Origin of the sequence: Mucilaginibacter sp. (genome assembly GCF_028288105.1) — a bacterium.
Lineage (GTDB): Bacteria > Bacteroidota > Bacteroidia > Sphingobacteriales > Sphingobacteriaceae > Mucilaginibacter.
Window position 1 is genome coordinate 1 of the sequence record NZ_JAQBOI010000288.1, and the last position, 17,471, is coordinate 17,471.

The window sequence follows — 17,471 nt, forward strand, 5'->3', positions numbered from 1 at the left end:
TTGTTGTTAAAGCTTTTGATATGGATGGGAAAGAAAAATTGCTCACCCAGGTATTTGTGGATATCGTGCCTTCATCAACCAAAAAGATACTGTCGGTAAAAAGAGCGTTGGATGAGATGGCAGCAAAGGAGGGCGGTTTCCTTTCACTGCAATTGTTGGATACCGATAAGGGTGTAATAACAGAAAACTTGTATTGGCTGCCGGATAACAAAGGAGAGTTTTCGGGCCTGCAAAGTATGAAAGCGGATGGCCTGGTAAGTACAGCCCGCTTTATAAACCCCGGAAAAATTGAGGTTACACTGAGCAATAAACAACAAAGGATGCTTTCGTTCTTCAACAGGGTGTCTCTAATAGATCAGGATAGCAAACAAAGGGTACTTCCAGCCTTTTATACTGATAATTACATCTCGATTTTGCCCGGGGCCGAAAAAAAGATCATCGTTGAATATCCGATTACATCTGGTAAAAATTTGGCAATTGAAGTTGACGGTTGGAACTCGGCAGCTAAAACAACTATAAAAATTCAAAACTGATTGCCGGGTATAAAACCCTAAGCCCTGAATAGGCTGGGTCATTAATAAATATAGCCGCATTAAATAATGCGGCTATATTTATTAGCTATTTGAGCAAGCAGAAAGTCGCCTTTAGAGTGCTTACCCACGCAATTGTTATTTAGCTGGTGTAATAATAATATTTCTATAGTCTATAGGGCCGTGGTCGCCTTGAATAAGCAGGGGGCCTGGTTCGCCCTCTTTACTGTCAATAGCGCCTCCTGTAAGCCCGGGAATCTCTTGCTTGCATATCACCATAGTTCCGTTGGCTACAATGGTAATTAACCTGCCTACAAGGGTGATATCATAAGATTGCCATTCGCCGGGGTTTTTTGCCATCATCTTATTGGGCGGAAGGAAGCCATAAACCGAACTAAATTGGTTGTTAATAGGCTCTGGTTCGCCACTTTTAGTATCAATAACTTGTATCTCGTAACGGCCCCTTAGATAAACGCCGCTGTTACTACCCTGCTTGTAACGAAACTCGATATGCAGTTTAAAATCGTTGAATTTTTTATCACTTATTAGGTTAGCGCCCGATTTTAGGCTTCGCAAAATACCAGCTTCAACCGTCCATTGATTTTTGCCATCGGTGTGCCAGCCTTTGGTATCTTTTCCGTTGAATAATTTTATAGCTTTTCCCCAAACAGTTGGTTTGGTTCTAACCAATAAGGGTGCGCGAACGCCGGTGAAAGAATATGTTTTACCATCGGTATAAACCATGGTGCCTTTTAGCGCATCGCCGGTTATCTCAAATTCAAAATCCATATTGCGTTTTCCCTCTTCCCATTGCGGCGGGATAGAGAAACTATATTTACCCTCGTTTGGCTTCACTTCTGAAATAGGACGTGCGCTGCCGAAAGCATAAGTAAAACGGCCAATAAGCGTATGTGTGCCCGACTTTTGAACCTCTAACCACGAAGGAAGGCTTTTACCATCTTTATCTATAGTGATGTCCCATCTGCCTATAACAGCCGGGTCTTTATCTATCACAAGGTTACTAACCGAGGCCTTAACCCCGGAAAAAAAGAACAATGCCAAAATAACTTGCAGGCCTATAACACGCGAAATGCGTTTGCTGCTTAAAATCGATAAATTTTTCATAGGTTTTTAATGAGTTCTAAATCTACAAACTAAATCAACAATACAAAGAGAATTATTCTCTCTTACCTATAGAGAAATTGTCTTACTCTTGAGTATGTCTTTCTGTTCTGCATAAACATTACACATACAATTTCAATGAAACAGCCACCGCTTAGGTGGCTGCTGTTTACTTATTTGTATAATAGGTAATGCCCGGCGCATTGTGATAAATTTCGGGTGCTGTAGTTGTTGGGTCGCCTACCGGCTTTGTTGGTCTTGTAGTGCCTTTTAAGGTTATGCCGGTACCCGGAACCGCATAATCAGCAGCCAAACCACGGCCAATTACGGTGTAATACCTGCCGGGGGCTAAGGGTATATCAGCGGTAATTGTTCCAAAATTGGTTGTGGTGCCCGATGTGACCATTTGAAACTTATAATTTGTTGTACTTGCCGGGTTAACATCTACGGGTACAAAATCGGTTACCGTTCCATAAGCTATGTTGCTGATAAAGGGTAGCGTTGTGGCTGTGCCTCCCGCTAAAGTGAAGGTGCCATTCAAATCTACCGCGCCACCGTTAGGTACTGTATTAGCAAATCTAATAAATGCCTTATTGGCTATTGGGGCAGGGAATTTATCTTCTACTACCTTTATGGTTAACCCATTTGTTGTGGCCCCGGGCAGGCCCATTAAAAATGCAGAGTAGGCCGAACCATCGGTACTGCTTTGTGTAACCTCGCCAATTACAGTGGCGGGGGCAATAGTCTGCGCACTTTTTAATACCGGAGCGGGTGTAGCAGCAATAAACTTTATCGCAGTACTGCCAGATGGTACAGATACGTAATTGTTCGCCGGGAACACCGATAAATAACCAAAGCCGGTGGTTACCGCTGTGATGATATTATTATCTGTTACAGAATAGGTAGTAATTGCCGAAACCTTTGTACCATTTACATACCCGTCAACAGCAGGTACGCCGGGAGCGGTATGTATCAGTTTTATTTGTGTACCGGTAGTTATATCACCTACCTGCGTTATCGTTGTTTTGGTACAACCTGCTATTAACAATAGCAGGCCGCACGCCATATATATTGATTTTTTCATGTCCGTTAAATGTTTAAGGTAATACAAACCATGGTTTTTTGGTGTGGTAATCCGGATCGAGTGCGCCTATTAACTTTAGGGCCGGCACATTCCAGATATACTCAGAGTTGTATCTTGGGCGTAACAGATATACTTGTTTGCCTGCATTGTCCGGATAAATGGTAGTGGGTATAACATATCCCTGAAAAATGCTTGTACTGTAGTCATATCTACGCATATCAGACCATACCTCGGGCGCGCCCCAAACAAATAAGGAGATGAATTTTTGTTGAAGAATGTCGCTCAGTTGCAACGAGGCTGCATTTTGACGAACAGACGGACCCGCTAAATAACTGTCAATTGCAGTTTGCGAAATGTATTTTTGTGTTCCGGTTAACGAACTGCCAATAGGTGGGTTGCTCACAAAATCAAGCGCCCCTTTTATGCCATTGATATAAGCCGTATATGCCCCTTGAAGGTCGCCCTTCTTAAATAAGGCTTCCGAAACAAAAAACTGTAGCTCGGAGTAGGTCATGAGCACCCCCCTGGAATTATCATTGAAGATGTATTTTGCAGATGCTGTACCCGAGTTGGCTGTGGTTGCACCTGCCATAGCAGGTATAGATATGTTTCCATCAGCTGTATTAGGATCACCAAGCGGCGCTACAACACCCCGGAAAGCCCTGTCTTTACTTCGTGCAAGCAAGAGTGGCAAGCGTGGGTCTGCAAGGGTATCCTGCTCGGCAGCGCCTGTAAATATCCGGCCATCTAATAATTTTACCATGTAGTCCGACTGGCGGAAACTTGGGATATTACCACGTGTTGGGCCCCAGAAATTTGCATCGCCTGATTGTGAGCCGGTGCACTGTACGCTGGCATTATCGGCATTGCTTACAAACGAACTATCAACATATTTTTTAACCAGGTCTGCATTGAATGTCGATTTATTACTTTGATGCAGCGTGTTTTGCGCAAGGATTGCATAAACAAACTTACGCCATTTAAGCAGGTCGCCATAATACATATAATCGCCTTTAGCTAACGAAGCAGATGTATTACCATTTGTATTTATAGCAAGATTAAGATAGTTGAGGGCTGTTTGGCAATCTTTAACTACCTCTGCATAAACGTACTCGGGGCTATCATAATTAAAGGTGAGTTTTGTTGGGTCATATGCTTCCTTTACAACCATGTTGTTGTACTCATCGGCTCCGTTCTGCCATCCCCATGCCCTTAATGCCCATCCTACACCAATGTAATCGTATTTTTTACCCGCTATGGCATCCTGCATCATCAGGTTCACGTTTTGGCCAAGGCTAAAGTAAACCGTACGCCACATTTCGCCACCCGAGTCACTGCCGGGGATATAGCCTTCCTGATCCCACACGTTAAGAGCTGTGGGAGCGCCCCATATTTGCACGTACTGGCCAATGTAACGGCTGTCATACCAATTGCCCCGGGCCATACCGGCCAGCATAGGTGGCAAAAGGGTGCTTGCATCAACACTGGTTGGCGCATTTGGGTTGTCGTTTATATCGACGAATTTTTTACAACTACTGGTAATGCCTATGGCAAGCAGTGCCGTAAATATATATATGATCTTTTTCATAGTGTCTGCTTATAATTTTACTCTTAAACCTAAAGAAATGGTGCGCGGCGTGGCAACAGTTCCATAATCGAAGCCGGCTGATCCGGAGCCTCGGGTTGATGAATTGTTACCGTTAACGTCTGGGTCTGCACCGGAGTAATTGGTTATCAGGAACAGATCTGTTGCGGTAACAAACACACTGGCGGTCTTAAATACTTTGGAGCGTGCCAGTAAAGTTTTAGGAAGGGAATAGTTAAGCGTAATATCCCTTAATCTTATCCAGTTTATGTCGTGCTCAACAAAATCTGATTCAACGGCGCTTGAGTAATAGGTAGTTTGATAATATGGTGTTACCTGTATGGTATTTACGGTTGGGGTAGCGCTGTTTTCGTTGCCATCTTTTAACACACCAGGTATAATACGTGGCTGCATCCTGTCAAGCGTACGGTCGCTTAAACCATAACGGGTAAGGAATAGTTCATTGCCGTTAAATACATCACCGCCTTTGCGGATATCGAAAAGGAAGGACAGATTTAGAGATTTGTACGTAAAATTATTACCAAAACCGATGGTGAAATCTGGTTGCCGGTCGCCCGAGGTAACAAAGGCATTGTTTGAAATGGGTAAACCGCTTGATGGATCAACCAGTATCTGGCCTTTGTTATTACGTGCATAGGTGTAGGTGGCAATATTTGTTAAACTGCTGCCCGGAAATAAACTGGCGCGTGCATTAGCGTAAATCCAGGTGTCGGAATTATAAAACTCCGGAAGATCCCCAAGGTTGATCACCTTACCCCGGTTTAGGGTAAAGTTTACAAATGTGCTCCAGTTAAAGTCGGTTGTTTTTATGGGTACGGCGGTCAGTTGTGCCTCAATACCGCGGTTCCTTATCTCGCCGCCGTTAACAAACTCCAGGATATATCCTGATGCATAGCTGATACGCGGGTCAAAGATCTGGTCGGTAGCGCGGTACTGGTAAAAGCTGATATCGGCACCTAAGCGGCCCTGGAAGAATTGTAGCTCTGCACCAAAATCCAGCTGGTAATCTTTTTCCGGACGCAGGTTAGGGTTGTTTCCGGTAACATCATAAGCAAAACCACCACCTGTTGTGCCCTGCTGTATAACGCTCGATTTAATTTTGTACGGGGCATATGGGTCTTTACCCACACCGGCGTACGAGAACCTTAGCTTACCATAAGATAAGATATTATTATCCTTTAACCCTGGCAATTCGGTAAAAATAAAACCCGCGCCAAAAGAAGGGTAGAAGAAGGTGTTATTTGCAGTGCCGGATAAACGGGATGAATAATCTTGCCTGCCTGTGGCGTTAATGGTGATCATCTCTTTATAAACGACCCCTAAACGAACTATCTGACCAATACGGCGGGTCTCAAAGAAGTTGCTTGAGTTTCTTTGCGTGGTTGGTGTAGTGTTGTTTATCGTATTAAAATCGGGCTGCAGGAACTTCTCACCATAAAAACCATTTATCTGGTCGCGGTTATCAAATATCTCGGCACCCAGGGCAAGAGTTGTCCGGAAATCGCCGAAGGTCTTTTTTACAGTAGCGAACAACGATCCGTTAGTAAGCAGATTGTTGTCGTTATAATTATCAATGATACCCCCCGTAGCAATACCATTGGTAGCTGCAAAACTATTTAAAGGTGAGTTTTGATAAGAGGAGCTATACTGGCTAAGCAGGTTATTACCATTGGTGGTATAAAAATCGACACCAACAAGCGCCCTTAAGTTAAGCCAGCTTGCAGCATCGAAAGAAAGGTCGACGTTGGCCACCATGCGGTTAGTTTTGTCGCGGCTGATGTTTTTATTCGCATCCCACAAAGGGTTATCAAAATCTATAGTAGCATCGGTAACAACGTTGGTTAGCTTGGGTGGCAGCAATGTTCTCCGGCTGCCATCGGGGTTAAGGTAGTTGCGTACATCATCGTTAGTTGGCCATGCCAGCGCATTGATATAAGTACCCGAGTTACCTTTGTTTAACTTACGGTTATCTATATTGAAGTAGTTAAAGCTGGCGCTGCTGCTTAGTTTGGAACTTAATTTAGCTGAACCGGCAAACCTTAGTGATATTTTATCATTATAAGCTACCGGAAGCACGCCGCCCGTATGTCTGTACTCTGATGATATACGATAAGTAGCTTTGTCGCTACCACCTTCAAGGGCAAGGTTATGCTGCTGGGTAAAGCCTGTCTGGAAAATGTTCTGCAGGTTGTCATAAGTTGTGGTACCCGGCGCATAGGCGGGGCCAAAGGCTGTCCTAACTAAAGGATCGAGATTCCCTGACGAGCCCGGGCCGAACACGTTTTGTACTTTAGGAAAACGGTAGGCCTTGGCAAAGCTGAAGTTATTGTCGTAAGTTAATGCACCATTGCCACTTGTACCCTTTTTTGTGGTTATTACGATAGCGCCGCCTGCTGCATCCGAGCCATAAACCGCTGCCGCATCCGCACCTTTTAGCACCGTGATGGTTTCAATATCATCCGGGTTTATATCGGCTATACGGTTAGTGAAATCCTGTCGGCGGTTATCACCGTTAGATGCCAATGCACTTTGGCTTAGCGCTTCATTATTAACGCGGATACCGTCAATAACAAACAAGGGCTGGTTACTTGCACCAATAGAAGTTATACCACGCAGTACAATAGAGGCCGAAGCTCCCGGCTGGCCGCTTGTGCTGGTAATGTTGGCGCCCGCTACGCGCCCTGCCAGGGCAGTGACAAAGTTTTCGCGCTGCGTGGCTTGTACGGCCGATCCTTTTATTACCTGGACAGAGGAAGTAAGATCACGTTTATCCTGCTTTACACCGAACCCGGTAGTGATAGAAACCTCTTGCAGGCTCCTAACATCAGTTTGTAGTACTACATCAATAACGCTTTGATCGCCCACGCTACGTTCGGCTGTAGTGTTGCCGATAAAGGAATAGACCAACACCTGCCCTGTAGCGGCATTTATGGAATATTTACCATTGTTATCCGTACTTACTGCGGTAGTACTTTCTTTGATCCTGACGGTTGCACCGGGTATGTTAAGATTATCGGCGGCTGAGGTAACTGTTCCGGTAATTGTTCGGGTTTGTGCTATAACCTGACTGGCACAACAATTAACCAACAGAAGAAAGATGAGTAGATGTTTCTTCATACAATAATTTTAAGGTGAATGTGATATAAAAGTGAATGTAGAGAAACATTTATTAATTCACAATATAAAATGCCAGTGATATTTCTTTAGATGAAATTTATAGAGTGAGCAACAATATTGTTACATTGACATAGATATTATCGGGGTATTGGGTTAGTTAGTTTATTGAATGTTTAAGGAATTGTAAAGACAAAAAATTGATGAATATATTTACATTGTAGCCGATGCTGTAAATTAGGCGACCAATCCGTTAAAAGCGCCGTAATTATAAAACCAATTAGACAGTTATAAGGCCGAATTACATACAGCGCTGGATTTGTGAAACAATAATATTAAAATGGCAGAGAAGGAATTAAGAAGCCGGGCATGGTTTGGCCGCAAAGGTAAGGACGGGTTTATTTACCGTGCCTGGATGAAAAACCAGGGCATCCCTGATTATGAATTTGAAAACAAGCCGGTTATTGGCATTTGCAATACTTGGAGCGAGTTAACACCATGTAACGCTCATTTTCGCGAACTGGCGGAATCTGTAAAACGCGGCATTTTAGAAGCGGGCGGATTCCCGGTAGAGTTTCCGGTAATGTCTTTAGGCGAAACGTTGATGAAGCCTACTGCCATGTTATACCGCAACCTGGCCAGTATGGATGTGGAAGAATCTATCCGGGCAAATCCGCTGGATGGAGTTGTGCTATTATGCGGCTGTGATAAAACTACGCCTTCATTGGTAATGGGGGCGAGCAGCGTTGATATCCCTACTATCGTTGTATCAGGGGGACCAATGCTGACGGGTAATCACCGGGGCCAACAGTTAGGTACCAGCGATATTTGGCGCTACCATGACGATGTTCGTACAGGTAAAATACTGGAAGAAGAATTATTAACGATAGAAGCTGCAATGTGCCGCAGCCATGGGCATTGCGCCGTTATGGGTACAGCCTCGTCAATGGCCTGTATGGTGGAGTCGCTTGGCCTTTCGCTACCGGGAAACGCAGCTATACCTGCTGCAGATTCCAGGCGCAAGGTTTTGGCGCAGCTATCCGGTTTGCGCATAGTGCAAATGGTTAAAGAGGATCTGAAATTATCAAACATCCTTACAAGAAACGCTTTTGAGAATGCCATAAAAGTAAATGCTGCCATTGGCGGCTCAACAAACTTTGTGATCCATTTATTAGCCATTGCCGGCAGGATAGGCGTACAGTTGGAGCTAAAAGACTTTGACGCCCTGTCGAAGAATATCCCGCTGATAGCTAATCTTCAGCCATCGGGCAAGTATTTTATGGAGGATCTGTTTTACGCCGGAGGACTGCCGGTTGTTTTAAAGGCGCTGGATGGCATTCTGCACCGCGATTGTATAACAGTTAACGGGCAAACCATATCTGCCAACTACAGCAAAGCGATAGGCTATAACAGCGAGGTAATTACTACTGTTGATACACCATTTAATACCGCTACAGGGCTTGCCATTTTAACCGGGAACTTATGCGAGAACGGCGCGGTTATTAAGCCATCGGCAGCAAGCCCGCATTTGATGCAGCATACCGGTAAGGCAGTTGTATTTGAAAATATTGAAGACTTTAAAGCACGAGTAGATACCGATGATCTGGAGGTTGATGAAACCAGTGTTTTGGTTTTGAAAAATGTTGGCCCGAAGGGATACCCGGGGATGCCGGAAGTGGGCAATATGGGCATCCCCAAAAAAATATTAGAGAAGGGTGTACAAGATATGGTACGCATATCAGATGGAAGAATGAGTGGAACCGGATTTGGAACAGTTGTACTGCATGTATCGCCGGAAGCGGCTATAGGTGGTAATTTCGCTATGATCAGGACAGGCGATGTAATTACACTTGATGTAGCCGGCAGGTCATTAAACGTTGCCATTACACCCGAAGAGTTTGCCGAAAGAAAAAAACAATATGTGCCGCAAAATGAAATTACAAATCGCGGTTACGTAAAACTTTATACCGATCATGTTCAGCAAGCACACCTGGGCGCTGATATGGATTTTTTGGTAGGCGGCTCGGGAAGTAAAGTATTAAGAGATTCACATTAACTAACTGATAATGAGTTTTAAAAACAAAGTAGCTATAGTAACAGGGGCAGGGCAGGGAATCGGCTTCGAAATATGCAGGATGCTTTCAGAAAGAGGAGCAACGGTGATCTTAAATGACCTGGATGCAGATCTGGCAAAAAAGGCCGTAGCGACTATTAATAAAAATAATGGGGGTAATTGTTTAGCAATGGCTGGCGATTCCAGTGATCTGGGCTTTATAAATAGCATGGTAAATACCGCGGTCGACCTTTATGGTAGTTTAGATATTGTAATTGCCAACGCGGGGGTAACGCTCTTTGGCGATTTCTTTACCTATAGCCAGGAATCATTCTCAAAAGTAATGGATGTAAATTTAGGTGGCTCGTTCTTTTTGGCACAGGCCGCGGCAAAGCAAATGAAGCAGCAGGGAAACGGTGGCTCGATACTCTTTACCTCATCTGCTGTGGGCCACCAGGCGCTTAAAAATTTGGCTGCTTACGCCATGACGAAGGCCGCGTTAGAAATGCTCGCCAAAAACCTTGTGATAGAGTTATCGCAATATAAAATTACTGTAAACACAGTTGCACCAGGCGCCACACTTACCGAACGCACGATGGAAGAGGCCGATTATGAACGTATTTGGTCTGATATAACACCTATGGGCCGCCCTTCCTATGTGGCAGATATCGCAAATGCTGCTTTGTTCCTGGTATCAGATGAGGCGAGACAAATTACCGGGCAAAGTTTGCTTGTAGATGGGGGATGGACGTCTGTGAGTATTTTACCCAATGGACTTAAATAATAGACTGCTTAATCCTGCTGCAACCAGCATTTTACCTGCAATGATATTTCAAAGCGATCTTTTGAATAACTTTGAAATATTTAGGCACATTTGCATATACTAATTGTAAACAATTAAAAAATCAAATTACTTTAATTTTGCTCTAAAATAAACATTCCGAAATGGGTCTCGAACATAACTTTTTAACAGCTCCTGATGATTCCGAACTATGGGATCTGTTTAGGGCTGGTGACGAAGTTGCGTATACCCACCTCATTAAAAAGTATTCAAAAATAGTTTTTAACTATGGCTTCCGTATTTGCCAGGATAAGGATTTTTTGAAGGATTGTGTGCAGGATGTGTTTTTAGAACTCTGGAACCGAAAGGAAAGGATCAGCCCTACGCCGGCAGTGAAATGGTATCTGTTTAAGGCTGTACGTCTCCGTATTTTCAGGGAGCAATCTAAATGGAACATGGGCGAGCCGCTCGACGAAAATTATGAATTCCTGGTTGAATTTAATATTGAAACCAAAATAATAACTGATCTTGAAAATTTGGAACTTTCCAATAAGATCAGACAAGTACTTAATACATTACCGCCGCGCCAGCGCGAAATAATGTACCTGCGGTTTTACGAAGGTCTCGATTTTGACAGCATCGCCCAAATCATGGAAATCAGCAAACAATCGGTACATAACCTGTTGCAAAAAGCTTATAAGAACTTCCGTTCCGAGTGGTTAGTGGTTCTTTTGATGTTTTGGAGTTGATTTTATGAAATAAAATTACTGTTAATCAAGTAGTTGTGTAATTAAATCTAAAAAAGTTAAAATTTTTAGGTTTAAGAGGGGTAATATTTAACTGTTTTGGAATATTATATAATTATAAACCAATATAAACAGTTACCGTGACCAATTATACAAACTACGAGGTAGAAGATTTTCTGCACGATGATTTTTTTATTGACTGGGTTTTAAAAGGTACCGACGAGCACAACACGTTCTGGAGCGAGTGGCTGCTGAATAATCCGGACAAAAAACCTGTAGTAGAAAACGCCCGCTTTATTGTTTCTGCAGTTACGGTAAAACCACTTGATACTACCTTAAATGATACCGAGGTAGATGAAATTGTTGAGTATGTAAAAAGCCGGCTGCAACATAAAGCCGACGATTATAATGTTGTTTCTTTAAAATTTTATCAGTCAAAATACTTTAAGGTTGCTGCCATGTTATTGGTGCTGGTATCAATTGGCTTTTTATTTGTTAAATTAAAACCAACTAGGTCACCACAGCTACAGCAGCAAGTAAATACGTTGAATAGCGAATATTTAAGCGTGATCAACACATCTGCCAAGTCAAAGGTGGTACAGATGAGTGACGGCAGCCTTGCCGTTTTAAAACCGGGATCGGGATTAAAATACCTCAGATCGTTTGCAAAAAAAAGAGATGTTATTTTGGATGGGGAGGCCTTTTTTGAGGTTCATAAAAACCCCACAATTCCTTTCCTGGTACATAGTAACGATATGGTTGTGCGTGTATTGGGCACAAGCTTCACCGTAAGATCTCAAAAAGATAAGCAGGATTTTAAAGTAATTGTTAATACAGGCAAAGTACTGGTATACGATAATAAAAAGGCTGCTGCCGGTACTAATAATGAGAACTCAGTAACATTAGTTCCAAATCAGCAGGTTACTTACCAACCACAGCAGTTAAAGTTTAAAAAGGAAACACTGCCTGTGCCTTTGATCTTATCAGAAGAGATAGCCCAAAAAGAATTCACCTTTGATAACACACCATTTTCTGTCATTGTTGAAAAGATCAGTAAGGTTTACGACGTTAATATCGAATACGACAAAGCCAAACTTGGCAATATCAGCCTGAATGCGTCAATATCCAGGAAGCCGCTGGATGAGAAAGTTAAACTAATATGTACAGCAGTAAATGCCTCGTTCGAGTTTATAGACGGGCGAATTATAATAAGCGCACAAAACCAAGAACATATACAACCAATTACTAAATGAGAAAGAACAATATGGAGAGAAGAAAGACTATCTAAATATCAACCAAAACAATAAACCGGCAATACTACTAATATTGCCGGCCCAAATGTTAGCCCCCAAAAAATGTTTTTGACATCCCATTTTACTGTAATCGCCAGGCGATTGAGAGGGGCCTTCTTGTCAGTTAAAAAATTGATTATTAACCAAATTAAAATTATGAAATATAAACCGATACTCATAACAATAATGAAGATTACATTCTTACAGTTAACATTAATTCTTTCATTATTAGGTAGTGCTGTAGCTAAAGAAGGGAAGGCGCAAGCAATTCTTGAAACTAAGATATCTATAACTGAAAACAACGCTACGCTTAAAAGTGTAATTAAAAACCTGGAAACACAGTGTAATGTCAGTTTTGTATTTAGTCCGCAACTAATAAACAGTAGCCAGAAAGTGAATGTGTCATTTAACAAAAAGACGCTGGGCGATGTTTTAAACCAAATATTAACGCCGCTTAAATTAAGCTACGAGGTATCTGGTGATGTTATAGTTATCAGGAATTTAAATAACGAAGTACCAGTCGAAAACAAACTACGCTTTGATCTGGACATGACCCAGGAACCCGTTAAGGGAAAAACTGTTGACGAAAAAGGCGAGGCATTGCCGGGGGTAACAGTTGCTATTAAGGGTACCCAAACCGGTACAGTAACTGATATTGATGGCAATTTTTCGTTAAACGTTGCACCGGGTACCATATTGGTATTTACGTTTATTGGATTTGAAACACAGGAAATTCCAGCCCAAGCCGGGCCAATGAAAATTGTGATGGTTTCGGCAAGTAACAGCCTTAATGAAGTGATTGTTGTGGGTGCGGCTTTTAAGAAAGGCGATCTTACAGGTTCTGTAAGTAACGTAGATTCTAAAACATTGCTGGAGCGCCCGGTTACCAATATTAACCAGGGATTACAAGGCCGTGTGGCCGGTGTGTTCATAAGTGGTGGATCAAAACCCAGCGATGATGCTACGATCAAGATACGTGGTATAAACACAATTAATGCCGGTTCATCGCCAATATATGTGGTAGATGGTTTAATAATGGAGAATAACCAGGGTGGGTTTAATTCAATTAACCTTAACGATGTATCTTCTGTTCAAATACTTAAAGATGCTTCAGCAACAGCCCTTTATGGTTCGCGTGGAGCAAACGGCGTAGTAGTTGTTACAACCAAAAAAGGTCGTAAAAAAGGCGGCGACGGCGTAGTTACTTATGATGGCTGGGCAGGTTTCTCAAATTTTGCCAATATGCCGGGAACACTTGATGCCGGGCAACTTGCTGATTTAAGGATTGATGCTTATGCAAACGGTTATATGAAAGATAACCCTACTGCAAACAGGCAAGACTATATTAACAATACGTTACTAAAAACTAATATAGCTTTCTCAAACCAGGAGTTTGACACCTATAACAGTAAAAAAAGCTATAGCTGGATTGATCAGGTAAAGCGTACCGGTTTCCAGCAAAACCATGCCCTGAGCTTTTCAGGAGGATCAGATAGAAGTACATTCTACCTGAGCTTTGGTTATGCGGGTACTAAGGGCCTTATTGATGAAACAAATCAGAATAAATATACCGGCCGCTTTAATGCCGAGTATGATGTTAAACGCTGGTTAAAGGTTGGTACAAACACAGGCTTTACCCGTACCGATGACAATTTGCCATCTGATGACGTGTACAATAAAGCACTTAACGCCAACCCTTTACTTAATTATGAGCCTTACAGGGCTGCGGGCACAAGGTATACGAGTGATTACCTAACAGTATACTATCGTTCACATGGCGAGCAAAACAATAATGATTACAACCCGTTCAACTCGCTTGATATCACCCGCAACCAAAACCGCAACAGGTTAGTAACATCCAACTACATTAATATCAACCCTATAAAAGGGCTGGATATCCGCTCAACCTATGCTGTTGACTACGCGCAGCAAAGTTGGTTTGAGTTTACACCAAAAAACATACAGGAAGCCTATAGGCAGTATAACGGCGATGCACGTGCCAAACACGAACGCTGGAACGACCTGTACTGGCAATGGGATAACACCATTTCTTATAACACCACCATCGCTTCAAAACACCGTATAAGTGGTGTGTTAGGTACCAGTGCCAGCCGCCGTAGTGCAAACTATACTAAAGCGCAGGGCGACAGGTTTGCAAGTGATGATCTGTTGTACTATGACCTTGGTGGAGCTGCCGCGGTAGAAAAATCAGTGTTGGGATCAGATTTTAACGGTTACTCGTTATTTTCTGTAATAGCGCGTGGTACCTACAGCTACGACGAAAGGTTTTTCCTAACCGGTACTGCACGTTATGATGGTTCATCAAAATTTGCCGAAGGTAATCGCTGGGGTATTTTCCCATCTTTCTCTGCAGCATGGAATATTGCTAACGAGAGCTTCATGAAAGAACAAAATATATTTAATCAGTTGAAGGTACGTGTTGGATATGGTGTTGTGGGTAACCAGGACATTGATAAATATGCATATCAAACATTGTATGGTTCAAGGATAGATAATGGCAATGCATTAATTGTTAACGATGGCCGCAGAGGAAACCCGAATATTACCTGGGAAAAGCAAAAACAAACCAACTTGGGTATTGATATGGCATTCTTTAACTCTCGTTTAACGGTTACTGCAGACGCGTTTTATATCAATAATGATAACCTGCTGCTTAACCGCGCACTGGCAACCACAACCGGTTACACTAAGGAGTGGCAAAATATTGGCCGTATAAATAACAAAGGCATCGAGCTGTCTTTAACCGGGCAGGTAATACAAAGCAAAGACTGGAACCTGACCTTATCTGGAAATATATCTTTCGACAAAAACACAGTGAAACAACTGTACGGAAATGCTACAGAGATATACAACCTGTACGAAAACGTAGTTCAGCGCGAAGGCAATATATTTCTTGGTCAATCGCTTAATACCATTTATACCCTCCGTTCGGGTGGCATAGCGCAAGAATCTAACCGCTCTGAGTGGGAAGGCGTTAACTATAATGGTAAAACAGTTGGCCTTGGCGATCTTTTCGCTAAAGATGTTTCGGGCCCTAATGGGGTAAAAGACGGCATTGTTAACCAATATGATATGCAGGTTGTAGGTAAAAAAGACCCTAAATTTTATGGTGGCTTTTCAACAGACCTGTCTTATAAAGGGATAGCATTAAACGCTGTTTTTGTATACTCTCATGGTGCTAAAAAAATCAGCAGCTATTATGAAGGGCTGATAAACAGCATTGGTGAAAGCATGGCATCTACAGATCTGTTAAACCGTTGGACGCCAGAAAACACCAATACTACCGTTCCGCGCGTTATAGCTAATACCAGTTATAACAGGTACAATCCTTCAGAATTGGATTATTCCCTACAAAACGCGTCGTATTTGCGTTTGTCTGCATTAACGTTATCCTATAACCTATCCGAGAAATTGCTTAGCAGCTGGCATGCTAACCGTATGCGTGTTTACTTTACCGGTTCAAACCTGTTCTGTATTACTAAATACAAAGGCCTTGATCCGGAAACCGGCGATTACGGTTACCCACCGGTAAAAACGTTTGTTGTAGGTGTAAATTTTGGATTTTAACCTGAATGCTAAAGATTATGAAAAAGACTTTTATAAACATATTAATTGCAGGAACAGTGCTGTTATCAGCCTCCTGCAAGAAGTTCCTGACAGAGGATAGCCTGACCAAGTTAGACGAAGACAAGGTATACTCGGATGTTGGCCTGATAGAAACAAGCTTAAAAGGCGTATATTCTAACTGGAAAAATATCAGGACTGATGAGCAAGGCATAATAACGATGATGGGTACCGATGAGACACAGCAGGGTGCCTTTCAAATGAAAAGCGACGCGCTAAAGGGCGGGCTTGACCGTTACGATGGAAACTTAAACTCGTTGCTTAACTATACCGCTAACCAATGGAGCCTACGCTGGCCGGTTTTAAACGAGGCTGCAAAGATGATAAAGGGCCTTGAAAAACTTAACGGCGCCCCGGGCACTAAAGAAGCTAATTTATTAGGCGAGGCCTATTTTGTTAGAGGGTTTATGGATTTTGAGTTGGCTATGTACTGGGGAGGGATACCTATCAGGGACCTTAACCGCGAGGCAGAACTGGGTTTCCGCCGCCAGCCAATTAAGGATGTATGGGTATTTATTATTGATGACTTTACAAAGGCAGCAAACCTTGCCCCTGCAAAAAATGATCCCGGTAGGGCAACCTCGGGCGCGGCCTGGGCAATGTTGGGTAAGGCTTATATGTCGGCACCCGAATCTACCGGTTTACGCGATTTTGCAAAAGCAAGAGATTGTTTCGAAAAAATGATGGGAAGCTACTCATTAGTACCATATAAGGACCTTTGGGATTATTCAAAACCGAACACCGCCGAATCTATTTTCGAGTTTCAGTTTAGCCCGATTTACCCAAACAATAACAAGGTTCAGTTCCAGATAGGTTCGCGCGCGGTGCAATCGTTCTTTGGCGATGGTTGCTACTATTCGGGCTATGATAAAATTGTGCCTACTGTGCATGCATACGAAACCGTTGCAAACGGCGGGGTATGGGAAGATGGCGATTTGCGCAAAGACGAGAGCATTCGTTATGATTTCACTTATTATGGCGAAACACCAACCTTAGATCGAATAACGTGGGAAGACCTTGGTAACGATTATGATGAGTTAAAACCTCACGTGAAAAAATACGAGGATTTCCGTACTGATAAACATTCGGGTATGCAGATCAATAACGAGTGGAACTCCGGTAAAAATATGCCTATATTAAGATTGGGTGATATTAAACTTTGCTATGCGGAATGTTTGAATGAGCTGGGCAAAACAGCCGACGCCGTTAATGTTGTTAACGAAGTTAGAGCGCGTGCATGGGGTGGTACTTTACCTGCCGATAAGCGATGGACTGTTGCATCACCGGATGAATTCCGCACGATGATGCTGGATGAGCGCACACGCGAGCTTTTTGCCGAGGGTTGGCGCCGTATTGATTTGATACGTACCGGTAAATTTGTCGACCGTATAAAAACGTATAACAAATGGGCTAAACAATCAGGAACCATTCAACCATTTAATATGCTTTATCCGATACCGGATGTGGAAATGAAGTTGAATGATCAGATAACACCTGC

Annotated in this window: 10 protein-coding genes and 1 pseudogene; 7 read left to right on the forward strand and 4 right to left on the reverse strand. The window is 42.8% G+C overall.

The features are described 5' to 3' along the window. Positions 1 to 533, forward strand: a pseudogene (locus JWQ85_RS19130) (glycosyl hydrolase); the annotation flags it as partial. 135 nt (positions 534 to 668) lie between these two features. Here the strand turns inward: JWQ85_RS19130 and JWQ85_RS19135 are convergent. The 4 genes from JWQ85_RS19135 to JWQ85_RS19150 form a co-directional block, all read right to left on the reverse strand. Further along, positions 669 to 1,655 carry a DUF1080 domain-containing protein gene (locus tag JWQ85_RS19135; RefSeq protein WP_299470812.1) on the reverse strand — a complete coding sequence of 329 codons (987 nt, stop codon included), beginning with the start codon at positions 1,653 to 1,655 and terminating at the stop codon, positions 669 to 671. Positions 1,656 to 1,821: 166 nt separating this feature from the next. Then, entirely contained in the window at positions 1,822 to 2,736 is a 915-nt protein-coding gene (locus JWQ85_RS19140) for a DUF4397 domain-containing protein (RefSeq protein WP_299470814.1), read from the reverse strand. 13 nt (positions 2,737 to 2,749) lie between these two features. Continuing rightward, positions 2,750 to 4,324: a SusD/RagB family nutrient-binding outer membrane lipoprotein gene (locus tag JWQ85_RS19145; protein WP_299470816.1), complete on the reverse strand. Its 1,575-nt coding sequence runs from the start codon at positions 4,322 to 4,324 to the stop codon at positions 2,750 to 2,752. Between the two features lie 9 nt (positions 4,325 to 4,333). After that, positions 4,334 to 7,459 carry a SusC/RagA family TonB-linked outer membrane protein gene (locus JWQ85_RS19150; RefSeq protein WP_299470818.1) on the reverse strand — a complete coding sequence of 1,042 codons (3,126 nt, stop codon included), beginning with the start codon at positions 7,457 to 7,459 and terminating at the stop codon, positions 4,334 to 4,336. Between the two features lie 337 nt (positions 7,460 to 7,796). Between JWQ85_RS19150 and JWQ85_RS19155 the strand changes: the two genes are divergently transcribed. The 6 genes from JWQ85_RS19155 to JWQ85_RS19180 form a co-directional block, all read left to right on the forward strand. Continuing rightward, positions 7,797 to 9,512 carry an IlvD/Edd family dehydratase gene (locus JWQ85_RS19155; protein WP_299470820.1) on the forward strand — a complete coding sequence of 572 codons (1,716 nt, stop codon included), beginning with the start codon at positions 7,797 to 7,799 and terminating at the stop codon, positions 9,510 to 9,512. A gap of 10 nt (positions 9,513 to 9,522) precedes the next feature. Continuing rightward, positions 9,523 to 10,293, forward strand: coding sequence for an SDR family NAD(P)-dependent oxidoreductase (locus tag JWQ85_RS19160; RefSeq protein WP_299470822.1), 771 nt, complete (start codon positions 9,523 to 9,525; stop codon positions 10,291 to 10,293). 161 nt (positions 10,294 to 10,454) lie between these two features. Continuing rightward, a complete protein-coding gene (locus JWQ85_RS19165; protein ID WP_299470824.1) occupies positions 10,455 to 11,039 on the forward strand; it encodes a sigma-70 family RNA polymerase sigma factor in 585 nt (194 codons plus the stop codon). 137 nt (positions 11,040 to 11,176) lie between these two features. Then, on the forward strand, positions 11,177 to 12,289 hold the full coding sequence (locus JWQ85_RS19170) for a FecR family protein (RefSeq protein WP_299470826.1): 1,113 nt from the start codon (positions 11,177 to 11,179) through the stop codon (positions 12,287 to 12,289). A 225-nt stretch (positions 12,290 to 12,514) separates the two neighbouring features. Further along, positions 12,515 to 15,916: a TonB-dependent receptor gene (locus JWQ85_RS19175; protein WP_299470828.1), complete on the forward strand. Its 3,402-nt coding sequence runs from the start codon at positions 12,515 to 12,517 to the stop codon at positions 15,914 to 15,916. A 17-nt stretch (positions 15,917 to 15,933) separates the two neighbouring features. After that, positions 15,934 to 17,471: RagB/SusD family nutrient uptake outer membrane protein (locus JWQ85_RS19180; protein WP_299470830.1), on the forward strand; the 1,538-nt coding region annotated here is incomplete at its 3' end.